The 18,707-nt window shown below is 64.6% G+C and carries 15 protein-coding genes; 8 read left to right on the plus strand and 7 right to left on the minus strand.

Annotation, left to right across the window (positions count from 1 at the left end; translation table 11 throughout):
• Positions 1-10: 10 nt before the first annotated feature.
• From ACREBX_RS15400 to ACREBX_RS15425, 6 genes are all read right to left on the minus strand, one after another.
• Entirely contained in the window at positions 11-334 is a 324-nt protein-coding gene (locus ACREBX_RS15400; protein ID WP_431562624.1) for a hypothetical protein, read from the minus strand.
• A 33-nt stretch (positions 335-367) separates the two neighbouring features.
• Complete coding sequence (locus tag ACREBX_RS15405) at positions 368-1,681, minus strand: MFS transporter (RefSeq protein ID WP_431562625.1); 1,314 nt, start codon at positions 1,679-1,681, stop codon at positions 368-370.
• 67 nt (positions 1,682-1,748) lie between these two features.
• Positions 1,749-2,474 (minus strand): IclR family transcriptional regulator, encoded by a 726-nt coding sequence (locus ACREBX_RS15410; RefSeq protein WP_431562626.1) that lies wholly within the window; start codon positions 2,472-2,474, stop codon positions 1,749-1,751.
• Positions 2,475-2,567: 93 nt separating this feature from the next.
• Complete coding sequence (locus ACREBX_RS15415) at positions 2,568-3,332, minus strand: SDR family NAD(P)-dependent oxidoreductase (protein WP_431562627.1); 765 nt, start codon at positions 3,330-3,332, stop codon at positions 2,568-2,570.
• 10 nt (positions 3,333-3,342) lie between these two features.
• A complete protein-coding gene (locus ACREBX_RS15420; protein WP_431562628.1) occupies positions 3,343-4,821 on the minus strand; it encodes an aldehyde dehydrogenase in 1,479 nt (492 codons plus the stop codon).
• Positions 4,822-4,950: 129 nt separating this feature from the next.
• Positions 4,951-7,635 carry a LuxR C-terminal-related transcriptional regulator gene (locus ACREBX_RS15425; RefSeq protein ID WP_431562629.1) on the minus strand — a complete coding sequence of 895 codons (2,685 nt, stop codon included), beginning with the start codon at positions 7,633-7,635 and terminating at the stop codon, positions 4,951-4,953.
• A gap of 203 nt (positions 7,636-7,838) precedes the next feature.
• On the opposite strand from ACREBX_RS15425, the gene ACREBX_RS15430 reads away from it, so the two are divergent.
• From ACREBX_RS15430 to ACREBX_RS15445, 4 genes are read left to right on the plus strand one after another with little or no spacing between them, the layout of a single operon-like run.
• Positions 7,839-9,437 (plus strand): hydantoinase/oxoprolinase N-terminal domain-containing protein, encoded by a 1,599-nt coding sequence (locus ACREBX_RS15430; protein WP_431562630.1) that lies wholly within the window; start codon positions 7,839-7,841, stop codon positions 9,435-9,437.
• Positions 9,427-10,533 carry a DUF917 domain-containing protein gene (locus tag ACREBX_RS15435; protein WP_431562631.1) on the plus strand — a complete coding sequence of 369 codons (1,107 nt, stop codon included), beginning with the start codon at positions 9,427-9,429 and terminating at the stop codon, positions 10,531-10,533. Before ACREBX_RS15430 ends, ACREBX_RS15435 begins: the two co-directional genes overlap by 11 nt.
• A complete protein-coding gene (locus ACREBX_RS15440) occupies positions 10,530-11,795 on the plus strand; it encodes a purine-cytosine permease family protein (RefSeq protein ID WP_431562632.1) in 1,266 nt (421 codons plus the stop codon). The genes ACREBX_RS15435 and ACREBX_RS15440 overlap by 4 nt, the downstream gene beginning before the upstream one ends.
• Positions 11,792-12,661 (plus strand): alpha/beta hydrolase, encoded by an 870-nt coding sequence (locus tag ACREBX_RS15445; RefSeq protein WP_431562633.1) that lies wholly within the window; start codon positions 11,792-11,794, stop codon positions 12,659-12,661. The genes ACREBX_RS15440 and ACREBX_RS15445 overlap by 4 nt, the downstream gene beginning before the upstream one ends.
• On the opposite strand, the gene ACREBX_RS15450 is transcribed toward ACREBX_RS15445, so the two are convergent.
• Positions 12,662-14,308, minus strand: a complete 1,647-nt coding sequence (locus ACREBX_RS15450; RefSeq protein WP_431562634.1) for an amidohydrolase — start codon at positions 14,306-14,308, stop codon at positions 12,662-12,664.
• A 377-nt stretch (positions 14,309-14,685) separates the two neighbouring features.
• On the opposite strand from ACREBX_RS15450, the gene ACREBX_RS15455 reads away from it, so the two are divergent.
• The 4 genes from ACREBX_RS15455 (at position 14,686) to ACREBX_RS15470 (ending at position 18,707) form a co-directional block, all read left to right on the plus strand.
• Complete coding sequence (locus ACREBX_RS15455; protein ID WP_431562635.1) at positions 14,686-16,134, plus strand: PLP-dependent aminotransferase family protein; 1,449 nt, start codon at positions 14,686-14,688, stop codon at positions 16,132-16,134.
• A 63-nt stretch (positions 16,135-16,197) separates the two neighbouring features.
• Entirely contained in the window at positions 16,198-17,259 is a 1,062-nt protein-coding gene (locus tag ACREBX_RS15460) for a PepSY-associated TM helix domain-containing protein (RefSeq protein ID WP_431562636.1), read from the plus strand.
• Between the two features lie 139 nt (positions 17,260-17,398).
• A complete protein-coding gene (locus ACREBX_RS15465; protein ID WP_431562637.1) occupies positions 17,399-18,025 on the plus strand; it encodes a hypothetical protein in 627 nt (208 codons plus the stop codon).
• The gene (locus tag ACREBX_RS15470; RefSeq protein WP_431562638.1) at positions 17,991-18,707 is read left to right on the plus strand and encodes a Fe2+-dependent dioxygenase; all 717 of its coding nucleotides are present in this window, start codon (positions 17,991-17,993) and stop codon (positions 18,705-18,707) included. Before ACREBX_RS15465 ends, ACREBX_RS15470 begins: the two co-directional genes overlap by 35 nt.

Raw genomic sequence — 18,707 nt, forward strand, 5'->3', positions numbered from 1 at the left:
CCAGGCGGCGTCACCCAAAAGGCGATGTTGCGCGGCCGAGCGCAGATCGCGGCGCCTTCGCGAATGTCGTTGCAATGAAACCGCTCGTCGATCTGCGGGAGGAATCCCGCTTGCGGATTTCAGCGAGCAGCCGCGCTTCGACAGCATCATTGGCATCGCTATCGGTGGGATGTGCGCGCTCATCGCCAAGGATCTTGGTAAGCCGCGTGACCGCCCGATCGGCGTTGAACGGCGTTTCAACCGAGGATGGCGCGTTGACGCCAATCGGCCGCAACGTCCACAAAGCGAGCAAGAGCAACCCGACAACGATGCCGCGCCACGATACGAACTTCATCCACTCCGCCATCGCCTACCCCAAATTCGTCCGTTAACCGATGCTGGCCGAACTCTCGCGCGGCAGCAACAGGATCATCGCCGCGGCGAGCAGACCGCCCAGCCCCATCACCAGCGACACGAGAAGCAAGCTTCCGCCGCTGGCAAACAATGCGCCCGCGACGACCGGCCCCAACGCCGATCCGCCGCGACCGATCCCGATGACAAAGCCGGTACCGCTCGCCCGGAGCGCGGCAGGATAGGCATGTGCAAGCAAGGGATACATGCCGACGACCCCGGCATTGATGAAGAAGGCGGCGATCGCGACCGTGATCGACAGCCGCGTCAGGTCCGCACCCGCCATGCCGAACAGCGCGATCGCGACAAAGCCTGCCAGCATTGCGCCGGCGACGAGCGGGCGCAGGTTGAAGCGTTGGCTGGCGAGCCCGATGATCACCGCCCCCGCGAGATTGCCGGCATTCGCTGCGACGAGCACGCCGCCCGCCTGCGACGCGTCGAAGCCCATGTCCACGACGATCTTTGGCACCCATTTCTGGATGTAATAGAAGAACAGGATCTGCGCGAAATAAGCGATGGTCAGAAGGATCGTGATACGCGCCAAGCTGGGGCCGAACAGCGAGGCAATCGACGGCTTCAGCGCTTGTTCGGGCGGCGGCGGCAACGACTCGACCGGTGCGTGGCCGATACGGACAAGCGTGGCATTCACCCGATCGAACGCCCCCGCCGGACGCCGCGCGATCAGCGACTCGATCGATTCGGGCAGGAAGAAAAAGGCGAGCGGGATCATCGCGGCCGACGCGACTGCGCCGAGCATGAAGACCGATCGCCAGTCACCCGTCTCCGCCAGCAATTTCGACGCGAGCAGCCCGCCCAAGATCGCCCCGGTCGAATAGCCGGCGATGTTCAGCGCCACATTCAGCCCTCGCCGCTTGTCGCTCGAAAATTCGGCGACCATCGCACTGGTCGACGACAGCATGCCACCGATGCCGATGCCCGTCAGAAACCGGATCACCGATAGCGTCGTCACGCCATCGGCATGCGTCGCGGCGAACATGCCGATCGCCATCACGACGAGGCAGGACAGGATCGTCGGGCGCCGTCCGATGCGGTCGGCGACGTTGCCGATCAGTACCGATCCCGCCGCCATGCCGAGCAGTTCCATCGACAGCACAATGCCGAGCGTCGCCTTGTCGACCCCCCATTCGTCCGCAATTCCCGGTGCAGCAAAGCTGATCGCCAGCACGTCGAACCCGTCGAGCGCGTTCAGGGCAATGCAAAGCACGACGACCACGATCTGGAGGGTGCGCATCGGCGCCGCCGCGATCACGGCTCTTGGATCATCGTTCATGTCATGACTCTCCCTCCGGCGGCGTGCCATACGGCCGCCCCGGGTCCATTGTCGTTTTGAACCCGCCTTACTTCAGCTTGGACAGATGCTTGGCGGTGGTCGCCGCCATCTCGGGCCGCCGCTCGAGGCAGCGCGACACCGGCCCGACCACGACGACCGACAGCAATCGGTCGCCGCCGGGCAGCGGCAGTGCGATGCCGGCGAGGTCGGGCGTGAACTCGATATTGCTCTGATGCCAGCCCATCTCCGCCGCCTCGTCGAGCCGAATCTCTACCGCTGCCGCGTTCGGAGGCGTCGTCCGCGAATACCGAACGAAGTCGATCTTGCGATACAGCCGCTCGCGCTCTTCGCGTGGCATCTGTACCAGCAGCGCGCGTCCTGCCGACGTCGCGTGGATCGGCACCCGGTCGCCGACCTGCGCGAAATAGCGCACCGGCTGCGGCGATTCGACGACGTCGACGAAGGTCGCATATATGCCGGCAGGCGCGGCGATTGCCACCGTCTCCCCCGTCGCGTGCATCACATCGCGCGCCAGCCGCTGGATCTTTTCGGGCAGCGGCTGGGCCTGCGTCACCGCCTCCGCCAGCACCAACCAGCGCGGGCTGGGATAATAGCAGCCGCGCCCGCGTGGTTCGTAGAGATAACCCTTCGAGGCGAGAGTCGCGACGAGCTTGAAGGTGCTCGAACGCGGCCAGCCCAGATCCTCGGCCATTTCGGCGGCGGTCGCGGGACGCAACCGTTTCGCGAAATATTCGAGGATTTCGAGGACGTTCGCGGCCTGCCGCACGATCATGATGTTGTTCGCCTGAAAAGGGTCGTGACATTCCATATGGCCGAAGTGAGGCGCCCGGAAAAGCCGTCAGCATTTCCTTGTCGCCGATCACCGTCAGCGCGCCGTGAAGCCGCCGTCGACCGGCAGCGCGACACCGGTCACGAAACTCGCCTCGTCCGACACCAGCCATAACGCCGCGTCGCCTACCTCGCCCGCCTGGACGAGGCGGCCCATCGGCACATTCGCCATCAGCTTCGCCTCGTTCGCCGCCGCCTCGGCCGGATCGCCGCTGCGCCCGGTGAACCCCACTTTCATCGGCGTGTCCGCGAGCCCGGGGCAAACGACATTGACGCGGATCTTGTCGGCGGCAAGTGCCAGCGCAAGGCTCTTTGTCAGGCCAACGACTCCCCATTTTGCGGCCGAATAAATCGGGCTCATCATCGAGCCCACCAGCCCCGAGACCGAGGCGGTGAACAGAATCGACCCGCCGCCGCGGAGCCGCATATGCGGCGCGGCCTTCCCAGCCCCCAGCGCTGCCGAGGTCACATTGAGCGCGATCGCCCTGTCATACGCCGCGAGATCAAGATCTTCGACCGAAGCGGGACCGGGCATGCCGGCATGCGCCCACAGGATGTCGAGCCCACCAAGCGCCGCTGCAGCCTGATCGATGCTGTCCCTCGCACCCTCGGGATCGATCAGATCGGCCGTAATCGGCACGACCTTGTCGGCACCGAATTCCGCGACGAGCGCATCGAGCGCTTCGGCACTGATATCGATCGCGGCGACGCGCGCACCTTCGCGCACGAAACGTTCGACGCCCGCGCGGCCCATGCCCGACGCGGCGGCGGTGACAGCGGCAAGCTTGCCTTCCAGACGCATATTACTCTCCTTAAGCCGCGAAGGGGTCGGGGAACCGCCCCGTCGTCGATACGATGGTAGTCTTGGTTTCGAGGAAGGGGTCGAGCCCCTCGATGCCATTCTCGCGGCCCCAGCCGCTGGCCTTCACCCCGCCATAGGGGGTCGACCAGCGGATGTAGCGATAGGTGTTGACCCACACCATGCCCGCCTCGATCCGCGCGGCAACGCGATGCGCGCGGCCGGTGTCGCCCGACCACAAACCGGCGGCGAGGCCGTAGGGCGTCGAGTTGGCGATCGCGATTGCTTCCTCCTCGCCGTCGAAGGGGATCAGCGCCGCGACCGGGCCGAAGATTTCCTCCTGCGCGATGCGCATGTCGCCGGACACGCCCGCAAAGACCGTCGGCTCGACGAAAAATCCGTTTGAAAGGCCGTCACGCTCGATACGATTGCCGCCGGCCACCAGTTCGGCGCCCTCGGCTTGCCCGATCGCGACGTAGGATAACGTTTTGTCGAGTTGTTCGCGGTGCGCCTGCGGCCCCATGTGCGTCGCGGGGTCGAGCGGCAAACCGACGCGCACCCGCCCTGCCCTCTCGCGGAACGCCTCGATGACGCGGTCATAGACTGGTCGCTCGACGAGCACGCGGCTGCCGAGCGCGCAGCTTTGCCCGCACAGCGCCCAAGCTGATCCGGTCGCGGCATTGAGTGCATTGTCGATATCGGCGTCGGCGAAAATGATGTGCGGCGCCTTGCCGCCGAGTTCGAAGGTACAGCGCGTCAGCGTGTCGGCGCCCGCCTTCAGGATCGTCTTGGCGGTGGTGCCTTCACCCGTGAAGCTGATCTTGGCGACATCGGGATGTTCGACCAGTGCCGCGCCCGCCACCGGACCGTCCCCCGGCACGACATTGACGACGCCGGGCGGGAAGCCCGCTTCCTCGAACAGATGCGCGAGCGCGAGCGATGAAGCCGGCGTCTGCTCGGCGGGTTTCAACACCACGGTGCAGCCCGCGGCGAGCGCCGGGCCGAGTTTCCATGCCGCCGCCATCATCGGCACATTCCACGGCGTGATCGCCCCGACAACGCCCACCGGATGGCGGGTGGTGAAGGCGTGGACGCTGTCGTCCATCGGGATCGTCCGCCCGCCCAGCTTGTCGGCGAGCGAGGCGAACCAGTGATAATATTGCGCGTGCAGGCCGATGTCGCCGCGCGATTCGCGCACCGCGCGGCCATTGTCGCGCGTCTCGACCTCGGCCAGCGCATCGACATAAGTGGCGTGAAGATCGGCGAATTTGCGGAGCAGCGCGGCGCGCTCCCACGGCGGCATCTTCCGCCAAGGTCCCTCGAACGCCGTCTTTGCCGCGGCAACCGCGCGGTCGATGTCGGCGCGCCCGCCATAGGCGACGTCGCCCCAAGGCTCGCCGGTCGACGGATCGATGCTCGGCCGCACGCCGCCATCGATTGGTGCGACCCATTCGCCACCGATGAACAAGCGACCATATCGAAATTCGCCCATCACCCTTACCCTCTTCAGTTTCTAATATTGGACATAAATGTCCCTATATAGAGACTAAAGTCAAGCGGACGAACGGGTAACCGACCGCAAGACAGGGGCAGCCGGGCAAAAAAACCTGCTGTGGTTCGGCTATTGCATCCCGGCCGGGATGAGCCCTCTTTCGGCGGAAATGCGCACCGCATCGCGGCGCTTGCTGACGCCGATCTTGCGGAAAACCGACTTCAACCGATATTTCACCGTGTCAGGCGACATGCCGATCAGCCGGGCAATTTCCTTGTTGGAATGGCCCTGGCTCAGATAGAGGAGCACTTCGGCCTCGGCCTCGCTGAACACGCCGAGCACGGTGACATTGTTGCGATAGACGGCGAGCGATTTCGCGAGCGACTTCATGAACTGCGCCCGGAAACGATCCACCTGCGCGTCTGCATCCAGCGAATCGTCGAGGCACGCCTGGACGAACTGCCGCGCCTCGACGAAGGGACGGACGATATTCTGGAACATCGCGATGCCCACCGCTTCATCGAAGCAGGAGCGCGACCGTTCCAGCTCGCCCTTCTTGCGCAATCCGGCGGCGGCGAGGATGTTGACGTCGATCAACAGCCGGCCCGCGCCGCGTTGCTCGGCCCAGTCGCGCAATTTCTGCAATTCCTCAAGCGCGAGGTCTACCTCGCCCACCAGCAGGCGCAGCCGCGTCCGGCACAGGCTCGCGGCGACCGCGACTGGCCGATATGTTGGCGATTCCTCGTGCATCATGTCCGCCATCGGGTCGAGTCCGACGACGGCGGCCGCGGCGAGTACGGCGTGCGTCGGCGCCCCTTGCGAAATCTGGAGCTCGATGCTGCAGATATCGGCGAGCATCTCAAGTTGACGCAGCCGGCGCCGCGCCGCGACGCGGCGCGCCCGGGCGATGACGTCACAAGCCTCTTCGAACGCCCCTTCGCCGGCAAGCGCCCGCGCCTCGGTGAAATAGGCGGCAGCATAGACATCGACCCAGCCGTCCGACTGTTCCATGTGCGGCAAGGCCCATGCCAGAAGCTCGCGCGCCTCGGCGACCATATCCTGCTCGAACAGGAGTTCGGCCTTGAAGGCAGCGCAATTCGCCGCGAGGTCTGAGCGGTCGCCGTAATTATCCGTGATATTGGCACACGCCGTCCGCAGGATCGCCTCGGCCTCCCGCGACCGACCCTGCGCCCGCTTGATGCGCGACTCAAGGAAGCGAGTGAACAGGTCACTATAGACCGATCCGATCGCGAGATAATGATCGCGCGCGGTAAGCGTCGGCTGCAGCGCGCGCTCGAGCCAACCGCCCTCCAGATATTTCGCGCCGAGCGTCTCGCTAATGTTCGCGAGTACCAGATGATCGTTCGCGGGCAGCTTGCGCAGCAGTGCCTCGCGCGAGAGCAGGTCATCGAAGGTCACCGGCTGATTTTCATAGTCCGTGAGTGTGTCGCCGACGACGCGGACCTCGGTCTTGAGATCGACCGAGAGATCGGCCTCGCCCACCTCCGCGAAGAAAAGGTCGAACTCGGCGCGGGCGGACCCAAGCTCACCAAGCTTGATCTGCAGATAGACCTGCGCGAGCGCGAGCCGCGGCCGCGACCGGATCATCGGGACGGGCAGTTTCGCAAGCCCGCGCACCACGACACCCTGCAACCCTTGCGGGATCAGCCGCCAACCACCGGCATCCTCCAGGATCGACGCGACCAGCATGTCGTCGCCCGACAGGATGGCGTGATCGATCGCCTCGGCAACCTGCCCGCGTTCGGCGAGCCAGCTTGCGATGCGCCGTTGCACCGCCGCGAACTGGGCACGGTCCGACCGTTCGAACCGATCGCGCAGATATTCGGCAAACAGCTGGTGATAGCGATATTCGCGCCGCTCCCAGCTGACCGGCGACAGAAAAACACCTTGCTGTTCCAGCCGTTCGAGCACCATCCAACCATCTTGCCGGTCGCAGAGCAGGTCGACCATCTCGCCCGTCAAGCGGTCAACGAGCGCCGTGCGCGCCACGATGTCGCGCGTTTCCTGCGGCAGCGTCATCAACACCTGTTCGGACAGATAGCGCGCCAGATCGCTACTGGTACCGCAATATTCGTCGATGACCCGCTCAGCCTCCATCCCGCGCTTGATCGACAGCGAGGCGAGTTGAACCGCGATCGGCCAGCCTTCTGTGCGGTCGAGCAAGGTGTCGATGTCGAGCGTTTCAAGCGGACGATCGGTGCGCGTCAGCAGGCACTCGGTTTCGAGCACCGAAAAACGCAGGTCGGCCGGGCCGATTTCCAGCAATTGCTCCTCGGCCGCGAGGATCGACTGGCCAACCCAGGGATAGTCCCGCGAGGCGAAGAGGAAATGGCAGTTCGCCGGCGCCAGACGCACCAGCGTTTCGAGGAACTGGCCGACGGCCTCGCTGAACGCATGGTGGAGATCGTCGAGGATCAGCACCACGGGCACCCCGCTGTCGCCGATCTCGTTGATCATCGCCGACAGGGCCGCGCGCGGGGGTAGGTCGCTCGACGCGGCCTTGGCCTCGCTCTCGGCCTGATCGCGCCGGAGTGCCAGCAGCAGATAGTTGACGAAGCGCTTGAGATCGCGGTCGTCGCGCTCGAGCGTCAGCCAGGCAACGCGCGTGGTGGCTGCATCGAGCGTGCCGCGCCACTGTGACAACAGGCTCGTCTTGCCATAACCCGCGGGCGCATGGACAAGTGTCAGTCGATGACTGAGAACGCCCTGCAGTCGCCCGAGTAATATCTCCCGGCGAATCTGGTCGCCCATCCACATGGGCGGATCGAACTTGGCGGCAATCAGGTCTTGCATGGCATAACCTCTTACGCGTGGCAGTCGGTTTCCGGTCATGGAGGTTACGGTTCGATGACAGGCCTTGCAACCGCCTGAGATAACTTACCCGTCTTCCGTAAAACCATTACCCGTTCGCGGTTCCCGGCACCCGTTTTACGCGTTGCGCCTGCCCCACCCCACCAGTGTAATCGGCAGGCAAGAAGCTGTGGGAGGATGATTGGGTGCGCATTGGTGTCGACGTCGGAGGAACCAACACCGACGCGGTCCTGATTGCCGGGGGACGCGTGGTCGCATCGACCAAGCAGCCGACCAGCGTCGACGTCAGCTCGGGCGTGACCGCGGCGATCGGTGCGATCCTGGCGGACGCCGGCGTATTGGCCGGCAATGTCGGCGCCGTGATGATCGGCACCACCCACTTTACCAACGCGCTGGTCGAACGCGACCGCCTCGACCGCGTGGGCATCATCCGGCTCGCCAGCCCCTCGGGCGAAGCGTTGCCCCCGATGACCGGCTGGCCCGAAGCGCTCGCCACGCGGATTGCCGGCGCGACCTTCCTGCTGCCGGGCGGCTATGAAGTCGATGGCCGCGAAATTTCGCCGCTCGACGAAGCGGCGGTGCGCGCCGCCGCGCGCGATTGCCGCGAACAAGGGATTGGCAGCATCGCGGTCAGCTGCGCTTTCGCCCCGATCAACGCAGCGATGGAGGAATGGGCGGCCGCGATCATCGCCGACGCCCACCCCGATGCGCATGTCAGCCTGTCGCACAATGTCGGACGGCTGGGCCTGATCGAGCGTGAGAATGGCACGATCCTGAACGCGGCTCTGGCCAGTCTGGCGCAGCATGTGATGACCTCGCTCGAACGCGCGCTCGCCGCGCTCGGCATCACCGCGCCGCTCTATATCTCGCAGAATGACGGGACGTTGATCTCGGCAGCAGAGGCGGCGCGCTATCCGGTGCTGACCATCGGGTCGGGCCCGACGAACAGCATGCGCGGCGCAGCCTTCCTGACCGGGGTCGACAATGGCATCGTCATGGATGTCGGCGGCACGACCTGCGACATCGGCGTGCTCGCCAATGGTTACCCGCGTGAATCGTCGATCGCGGTCGACATCGGCGGAGTGCGGACCAATTTCCGCATGCCCGACATTCTGGCGATCGGACTGGGCGGCGGCACGCGCATCCATCTGAGCGACACAGACGACAGCGTGACAATCGGCCCGGACTCGGTCGGATTCCGCCTGACGCAGGACGCCTGCCTGTTCGGCGGATCGACGCTGACCACCAGCGATATCGCGGTTGCCGCGGGCAAGGCGCATTTCGGTGACCCCGACAAGATACCCGCTCTCGCCCCGTCACTTAGCGTTGCCATCCTGACCCGGATGGCGGACATGCTGGCGGACGGCATCGATCGCATGAAGACCCAGTCGGGTGACGTCACGATCATTGCGGTCGGCGGCGGCCATTTTCTGATCGACGACGATCTGAAAGGCGCGGCGAATGTGGTGCGGCCCGACTATGCGTCGGTCGCCAACGCCGTCGGCGCGGCGATCGCGCAGGTCGGTGCGCAGACCGATCGCATCATCGATTATGACGCGCAACCCCGCGCCGCCGCGCTCGAAGAGATGCGCGAAACGCTTCTGGCGCGCGTCGTTGCCGCCGGGGCCACGCGCGAAACAGCAGAGATTGTCGACATGGACGAGGTGTTTCTTTCCTATCTGCCGGGCCGGTCGGCACAGCTGCGCATGAAGGCGGTCGGCAGCCTGGCCGATGCCGCCAGCCTGACCTCCGCCACTCTGGCGGAGCCCCGCCATGTTCCTTGACGATGCCGCCGTGCTGGCGGACCTGGCGAGCGGCGCCGCCTTTCTGGGGTCGGGCGGCGGCGGCGATCCCTATTACAGCCTGCTGCTTGCCGAAGCGGCGCTCGCTCGCTGCGGACGGTTCGAGGTCGTGTCGCTCGCCGATGTCGCCGATGACGCCCTGCTCGCGCCCTGCGGATGGATCGGTGCCCCCACAGTATCGGTCGAAAAATTGCCGAATGGCAACGAAGCGGTTTCCGGATTGCGGCGGCTTGAGGAAATCATGGGCAAGCGCATCGACGCCGTGCTGCCGATCGAAATCGGCGGCGGCAACGGTCTTGCTCCGTTCATTGCGGCGGCCGAACTCGGCATCCCGGTGGTCGATTGCGACGGCATGGGCCGCGCGTTTCCCGAATCGCAGATGGCGATCTTCAACATCCGCGGTCTGTCTGCCTGCCCCTCTGTGCTGACCGCTGCCGATGGCTCGCTGAGCGTCATCGAGACCGAGGACAATGTCACGCACGAGCGCATCGCGCGCGCGCTGGCAGTGTCGCTCGGCGGCATCGCGCATATGGTCGAATATCCGCTGAGCGGCGCCGACGCCAAAGCGCATGCGGTGCCCGGCAGCGTCAGCGCGGCGATTGCGGTCGGTCGCGCGGTCCGTGAAGCACGCGCGAGCGGCAACGACGCCTTTGAAGCGCTGGGCGCAGCGCTAGAGGCGACGGGCCTCTATCCGCATTGCCTCACCCTTTTCGACGGCAAGATCGTCGATCTCGAACGCGAAACCCGCGGCGGCTTTTCGGTCGGCAAGGTGACGATCGATGGCTTCGGCGACAGCGGCCAGATGGCGATCGAGTTTCAGAACGAGAATCTGGTGGCGACAAGCGGCGGCAAAATCCTTGCGATGGTCCCCGATATCATCACCGTGATGGACCGCGACACCGCCGACACGATCACGACAGAGAAATTGAAATATGGCCAGCGGGTCAAAGTGATCGCCGCCGCCGCGCCGGACATATTGCGCGATGTCCGGGCGCTTTCCTTTGTCGGGCCGCGCGCCTTCGGTATGGGGTTCGACTATGTACCGGTGGAATCGCTGAACGAGACGGAGACGGCATGAGCGCAAACGCGGGTGGGAATTATGCAAGCGGGCGGCTGCCCGAAGAGCTGACCATTCCCGGCTGGCGCGTCGCGCTGATCATCGCGAGCTTTACCTTCTCCCTTCCCGGCTTCCTCAACAATGCGCAGGCGGGCCTCGCGCTCGGACTGAATCAGGCGGTTCTTGCAGCCTTGGGCGCGGGCCTGATCCTTTGCGTCGGCGCCTGCCTGACCGCGGTGGTCAGCGTCCGCACCCGGCTCACCACCTACACCCTCGTCCAGCGCTCGTTCGGCCTGTGGGGCGCAGCGCTGGTCAACATCGTCATCGCGATCGTCCATTTCTGCTGGTTCGGGGTAAATGTATCCTTCTTCGGCGACGCCATGGTTGCCGCCTCGCAGCAGGGCTATGGGATTCCAGGGAATTTCAACCTCTTCGTCGTCATCGGCAGCATCATCATCACCCTCTCGACGATCTGGGGCTTTCGCACCCTCGATCGGCTGGCGATGGTCGCGGTGCCCTTTGTCGGGGTGATCCTGATCGCGGTCTGCATATCGGCGTTCGGTACCAACCCTTCCCCCGACCTCGGCCCGGTCGCGGCGCCACCGGTGCCGATGAGCTTCGGCATCGCGCTTTCGTCGCTCGTTGGCGGCAATCTGTTGGCCGTCGCGGCGATGCCCGATCTGTCGCGCTTCATTCGCACCGAACGCGGCGCGGTGTCGGCGATGCTGCTCTCTTTCCCCTTTTGCGCGCCGATCATCATGCTGGTGTCGGCGCTGATCGCACTGGCAACGGGGCTGACCGATATCATGAAGCTCGTCGTCGCGATGGGCTTCGGCCTTCCGGCACTCGCGATGCTGGTGCTGTCGGTGTGGACGATCAACGCGCTCAACCTCTATTCGGCCGGCCTGTCGATGGCCGCGACCTTTCCGCGGTTGAAGCCGGTCGCGATCATCGTCATCGGCGGCGCGATCGGATGCCTGTTCGCGCTGCTCGGCATCATCAACAGCTTCGTCCCCTTTCTGATCGCGCTCGGCCTGATCATCCCGCCGATCGCAGCGATCTATGTGATCGATGGCTTCATGGCCTTCCGCGATCAGGACGATGTTGCGACCGTCCCGGTTAGATGGAAAGCGATAGGGGTCTGGATCGGCAGCCTGGCCGTCACCCTGCCCGCGATGCAGTTCGGCTGGACGCTGACCACGGTGCCCGCGCTCGACGCAACGATCCTTGCAGCGGGCGCCTATCTCGCCGTGTCGCGTCTTCGCCGGAAGGCTGCGGTGTGAAGTTCCTCGCCGCGAGCTTGGCCTTGGCTCTCGGCGCGCCGGTGCCGACGATCGCCGCCGAGCTGCCCGTCGCGGCGACTTACGCGATGCCCGAAACCGAAACATGGGATATGACATCGGCGGCGGGGCGGACCTATCGCATCTTCGTGTCGCGCCCCAGCGGCGAAGCGCCCGAGGGCGGTTTCCCCGTCCTGTATATCCTCGACGGCAATGCGATGTTCGCGGGCTTTGCCGAAGCGCGGCGCATTCAGGGTTTCGGCGGGCGCGATCTCGACAAGATGATCGTCGTCGGCATCGGCCACCCCGGCGATCAGGTTTACGATCCGCGCCGGATGGAGGATTTCACCGCGCCGGTCACGTCGCCCGCGCTGAAGCAGCTCTATGCCAAATATCCCTCGGGCGGCCGCGATGCCTTTCGCGACTTCCTGCTCGGCGAGCTCAAACCCGCCATCGCGAAACGCTATGCCGTCCATCCCGTGCGGCAGTCGCTTTATGGCCATTCGCTCGGCGGGCTGTTCGCGCTGCACCTCTTCTATTCGCACCCCGGCGCCTTCGACACGATCGTCGCCGCGAGCCCGTCGATCTGGTGGGACGATCAGGCGATCCTGACCGAGGAAGCCGCCTGGCGCACGCGCGCCGAAAAGGACGGCAAGGCGGCGCGCCGCACGCGCATGTTGCTGATAGCGGGCGAATTTGAAACCGAAGGATCGATCGCGCAGGACAGCGCGGCACTCGCGGCGCGCCTGGCCCCGCTATCGAGCGCCGGGCTGCGTAGCGAGTTCCTGCTTTTGGACGGCGAGACGCATGTCACGGTGCCGCACCGGTCGATCACCGCCACGATGCGGGCGGTGATGCGCTGGCCTTGATTATCGGATGGCGGCTCCCCAGTCGCCAAACACCGGTTTGCCCTCGAACAGCGTGACCAGCACCTTGGTCTTTGAAATCTCATCGACCGGCAGCTCGAAGATATCCTTGTCGAGCACGACCAGATCGGCGCTTTTGCCCGCCTTGATCGATCCGGTGACATCGTCGAAGCCGTTGACATAGGCGACATTGATCGTGTGGCTGGCGATCGCGTCTTTCATGCTGACGCCTTCGTCGGGCAGCAGAGGCTTGGCATTCGGATCGCCGACGGTGCGCCGCGTCATCGCGACCTCGATGCCTTCGAGCGGGTTGGCGCCACCGACGGGCCAGTCGGCGCCATAGGCCAGCTTACCGCCGGCGCGGACGATGCTGCCGGCGGGATAGATATATTGCGCGCGCTTCGGCCCGATCGCGGCGACCGTCAGGTCCATATAGTCATACCAGGATGCCCAGCTCGGCTGGAATTGCGCAAAGGTCGAAAGCTGGCCGAAGCGCGGTTGGTCGGCCGGGTCGACGACGTTCATATGGGTTATCATATGATGGGTAGGCTTCGCGCCATTCGCCTTGCGCGCCGCCTCGATCGCGTCGAGCGAAATATGCACCCCGCCGTCGCCGATCGCATGCAGGAAAGCATGCATGCCCTTGGCATCGACTGCGGTGATCGCCTGTTTCAGCACATCGGGCGCGATCTGCGGCGTACCGCGGTCATCGCCGCTATTCTCATAGGGTGCCAGCATGAACGCGGTCTTTTGCGGGATCACGCCGTCGACGTAGAATTTGACAATATGGGTCGAAATGCCAAGGGCGTTCGCCCGATCAGCGGCTTTGAGCAGGCCGGGCAACTGTTCCATGCCTTCTTCATTCTTCCACTTCAGCGACACCGCGACATGGCTCGTCAACTTCCCGGCATCGAGCACCGCCTTATAGGCATCGACCATCGCGCTGCCGCCGTCGGCGTCATATTCCACGCCCGCATCGTTCCAGTTGACGATGCCTAGGCTGTTGAAATGGTCGGCGACGTACAGGATCGAATTCTGCACTTCGGCGGCCGAAGGCGCGGGGATCATATGCTTGACGAGATCCATTGCGGCTTCCTGCAGGCTGCCGACCGGCTCGCCCGTCGCGGGATCGCGGTCGATCGTGCCGTGCGCCGGATCCTTGGTATCGCGCGTGATCTTCGCGACCTCAAGCGCCCTGGAGTTTAGCCAATAGGTATGTCCGCCGGTGGATTCGAAGATGAGCGGCCGTGTCGTCGAAACCTCGTCGAGCAATTCCTTGCGCGGAATGCCGCTCGGGGGAAACAGCGCATCGCTCCAGCCGATGCCATAGACCGCCCCGTCGCCCGGCACCGCCGCGACGCATTTAGCGATCAGCACCTGATAATCCTCGATCGTCTTGCCGTCCTGCAACGGGCAGCGCGAACGGCTTAGCGCCCCGAACAACGGGTGGACATGCGCGTCGCCGAAAGCAGGAAGCACCAGCTTGCCGCCTAGGTCGACGGTCCGCGTCGCCGTGCCGCGCAGCTTGCCGACCACGGCGGCGCTGCCGACCGCGACGATCTTGCCGTCCTTGATCGCCACCGCCTCGGCCCAGGGTTGCTTGTCTTCGACCGTATAGACCCGCGCATTGGTCAGGATCAGGTCCGCCAAGACACTCTCTTTGGCTCCAGCTTCCCCGCTGGCGGAAAACGCCAGGGCGGCGACGAGTGCGACGGAGATGGCAGGTTTCGACATGTTCACTCCCGATGAGACTAGGTCGGACCTTCGCAGGTCGTATTTGAAAATCAATTCGCGCGCATGGCCGACCCGCTCCCGCGCGAGCCGATGCGCCCGACACATTGAACAGCAAGCCCGGCGCGGATCGAACCCGTATTGGGGGTAAGCGACATTGAAGACGGGTAAGGGTTTTGCTTCATTTGGTAGCCCTTCCCCAATATTGGCCGATCTTACCCATCGCATCGCTTTCGCGGTCCGGCAGGCGATCGGATAGTGGCACTCTCAGGCAAACCATGCGGGGGGGGGGAGCAATGCTGCAAAATTGGCACGTCGGCCTCCGCGACCGCATCGACCGCACGCGGCGCGAACCGCTCCATTTCCAGATCGTCAACGCAATCATCCATGACATCGAGAACGGCCGACTGGCGTCGGGCAGTTACCTGCCTAGCAGCCGTAGTCTGGCGTCCGTGCTCGATCTCAACCGCAAGACGGTGGTGCTCGTCTATGAACATCTGATCGCGCAGGGTTGGTTCACCAGCCTTGGAACGCGTGGTACGATGGTAGCCACCACGCTTCCGTACGTGCCGGGGGCGGTGCCGCGCGGCGAGCCGGCGGGCGATGTCGGTTACAGCTATTCCGAGCCTCCGGCACGTGCGCTTTCGATCCCCGAGGGGCCCGGCCTCCGGCTCGACGAGGGCACACCTGACGGCCGCCTCTTCCGTCATAATCTACTCGTGAAATGCTACCGCTCGGCCGCGCACCGCCTCGCCCGCGCCAATGGCTTCAAATACCGCGACCCGCGCGGCACGGCCAGCTTGCGTGGCGCGATCGCCGACATGCTGCGCTCGAAACGCGGCATGGATGTTGGCGAGGAAAATATCTGCATCACCCGCGGCAGTCAGAACGCGATCCATCTGGCCTGCCATACGCTTTTGCGACCCGGCGACACGGTGATCGTCGAGGAACTCACCTATGAGCCCGCAGTCGCCGCAATGCGTGCGCTCGGCGCTCAGGTAATAGCGGTCTCGCTCGACGAAGACGGAATCGACGTGGAAGATGTTGCGGCGGCGTGCCGGCTCCACCGCGTCCGTGCGGTGTTCGTCACGCCGCACCACCAATTTCCAACGACCGTCGTCATGCGGCCCGAACGGCGCCTACGCCTTGTCGAGCTTGCCCGGCAACACGGATTTGCGATCATCGAAGACGATTATGATCATGAATTCCATTTCGAATCCCAGCCCCACCTGCCGATCGCGTCCTATGCTCCCGCACAGGTCATCTACGTGGGTTCAATGTCCAAGCTTCTGCTTCCGACACTCCGGCTGGGCTTCGCGGTGGCGCCGCGGCCGGTAATCGATGCCGTCGCCCATCATGTGTCACTGACCGACGGTATGGGAAACGCGCTCGAGGAAGAGGCCGTCGCGCATCTCATTGCCAAAGGCGAATTGCAGCGACATGTCCGCAACTGTCGGCAAATATACGCGGAACGACGCAACCATTTTGCACGCAATCTCGCAGACCTGTTCGGCGATCTGGTCCAATATCGCTCGCCGGACGGCGGCCTCGCCTTCTGGCTCCGCTTTCGCACCGACATTGAAAAGCTGGAGGAACGCGCTTCCGCGGCGGGGCTGTTGTTCGCGCCGTCGCAATCCTATCGGCAGCGCGAAAGCGCGCCCAAGGGCCTCCGAATAGGGTTCGCCAGCCTCGACGATGTCGAACAAATCGCGGCTTTGCGTCTGCTGCGATCCGCAGTGCAATAGGGGCGAGAGGGAAGCGTGAGAATGGCGAATTGCCCGGCAGCGAGCACATCCGGAAAGACGATCGTGATAAAGCTCCATCGCTGGCTCGGTCTGGGTGCGGCGGCGATCTGGCTCGTCCAGGCTCTGACGGGTATCCTGCTCGCCTTCCATTTCGAAGCCGAAGACGCGATGCTGGCGACGCGGCACCAGCCGACCGATCTCGCCGCGATCGAACGCCGGATCGAGGGGTTCGCGGTCGCCGGCGGCGATGCCAAGGTCGACTGGATCTGGACGACCGCGGGGTTGTCCGACCGCTATATCATCCTGTTCAACGACCCCGACGGGGTCAGCCGGAAGGCATATATCGACGGTGCCGGCGCGGTCTTGCGCGACCGGGCAGCCGACAGTTACAGCTTCTTCGGGCTAATGCGTGAGATCCATCTCACGCTGGTCGCGGGAACGACCGGGCACTGGATCCTGGCGGTAAGTGGCACCCTTCTTTTCACGAACCTGATCTTCGGTTTCATCGTCGCCTGGCCGCGGCGCGGCCAATGGCGGCAAGCCTTGCGCCCCGGGGGGCGGCGTGGATCGACTGCCGGGTTTTACAGCTGGCACAAGGCCCTCGGCCTTTGGGCGGGATTACCGGCGCTGGTCATCGTCGGCACCGGCTGCCTCATGCTGTTCGAGGAACAGGTGCACGCGCTGGTCGGCGTCGAGGAAGTCAGCCTGCCCGCCAATCCGCCAACCGGAAAGCCCGTCGGCTTTACCGTCGCAGCGCGGGCGGCAGTGGTGGCGATCCCCGGAAGCCGTTTTGTCGGCACCACGATGCCGTCGGCCGCGGACGCCAGCTATTATGCCTGGGTGCGCGCGCCGGGTGAACTATATCGCGGCGGATATGGCGGGAGCTTGGTCATCGTCGACGCCAATGACGGGGGCATCCGCGGCGCCTGGTCCGCGACCAACGCCAGTGCCGGAGAGGCTTTCGTCGGCTCCTTCTACCCGCTCCACACGGGCGAAAGTCTGGGCCTTGCCGGGCGCCTATTAACCTTCTCGATCGGAATATGGCTGACCACCATCATCATTCTCGGCGTGCTGCTCTGGTGGCGGAAACGTCCGCGGGTCGGCCCCAGACAAGAGTTTGGCTGAAGGGGGCAGAAATTTACCCTTACTACCCCCGGCTTACCCAACGACCCTGCTGACCTCCTTACCCCGTTATGCTGTGTTCGCAGAGGGCAGATTCGGCGCATCGGGCGCCGGTTGGGTCGTCAATTGGGAGGTCTTTGACATGCAGAAATTCACGATGAAGCTATGGACGGTAGCCGCGGGCGCCGCCGCCGCTACGACGCTGGCGGTGTCGGCAACCGCCGCCGACCCCAACGCACCGACCGCCCCCCAGCCGAGCGAGCTTGTCTACCCGACCGGTTTCGACAAGGCGCTGTCGCTGATGCTCGCAGGCGAAGGCGGCGAAAACGGTATCGGTTCGCACCGCGTCTGGCCGACGCTGTCGTTTCCCGCGCTGACGACCGAGCAGATCGGCAAGGCGCTGACGGGCAACACCCTCGCCATCCCCTATCATTATGCGCACCAATATGGCGCGGACGGCAAGGTCGGCGGTTACAACATCCGTTACGACGCGGTCGACGTGAAGAAGTGTCCCAAGAAGGAAGTCCCCGGCGACGGCCTGCTGCTCTATGAAGGCGTCTGCAGCGCGCAGGTCAACGAACCGGTGACGGGCACGTGGAAGACCGAAGACAACAAGCTGTGCGTCGACGTTGCCTGGGCCGGCAAGTCGCAGATCACGGGTTGCTATACAATGTTCTTCGTGATGGATAGCGTCGCGATGGTGAAGCCCGACGGGACCGTTTCGGGCAAGGCGCATGCGCTCAAAAAGGGTGCCGCGCCCGATATGTAGGGACCGGCATTTGTTGATTTGCATCCCCGATATCCTGAATGGTGACCAGCTGAAAAAGCTGGTCGCTATGATGGGCAGGCAGCGCTTCATCGACGGGCGAGAGACCGCGGGCTGGGCCGCCACCGGGGTCAAGGAAAACAAACAGGTCGCCAGCAACTCCAAGGACTATGTCGCCATGCAGGAGATGGTCTCGGAAGCGCTGGCGGCCAATCGCTTTTTTGCGATGGCGGCGATGCCGCGCGTCATGCGCCCGATCCTGTTCAGCCGTTACACCGCCGGCATGGGCTATGGCCCGCATGTCGACAATGCGTTGATGGGCGAAAGCCCGCAGGCGCGCATCGACCTGGCCTACACGCTCTTCCTGTCCGATCCCGACAGCTATGAGGGCGGCGAACTCGAGATCGACGAGCCCGCGGGCACGCGCGCGTTCAAACTGCCCGCCGGCGCCGCGATCCTCTATCCCGCCAATTCGGTCCACCAGGTTGCCAAAATCGTCTCGGGCCAGCGCGATGTCGCGGTCGGCTGGATTCAGAGCCTAGTGCGCGAAACCGACAAGCGCCGCGTGCTGTTCGAGCTGGAAAATCTGCGCGCGACGATGTTCGCCGAAAGCGGCAAGAGTGCGGCCTTCGACACGCTGACCCGCAACACCAGCGACCTCTGGCGGATGTGGGCCGAAACCTGA

It is taken from the genome of Sphingopyxis sp., from assembly GCF_050725655.1.
Taxonomy (GTDB): Bacteria; Pseudomonadota; Alphaproteobacteria; order Sphingomonadales; family Sphingomonadaceae; genus Sphingopyxis.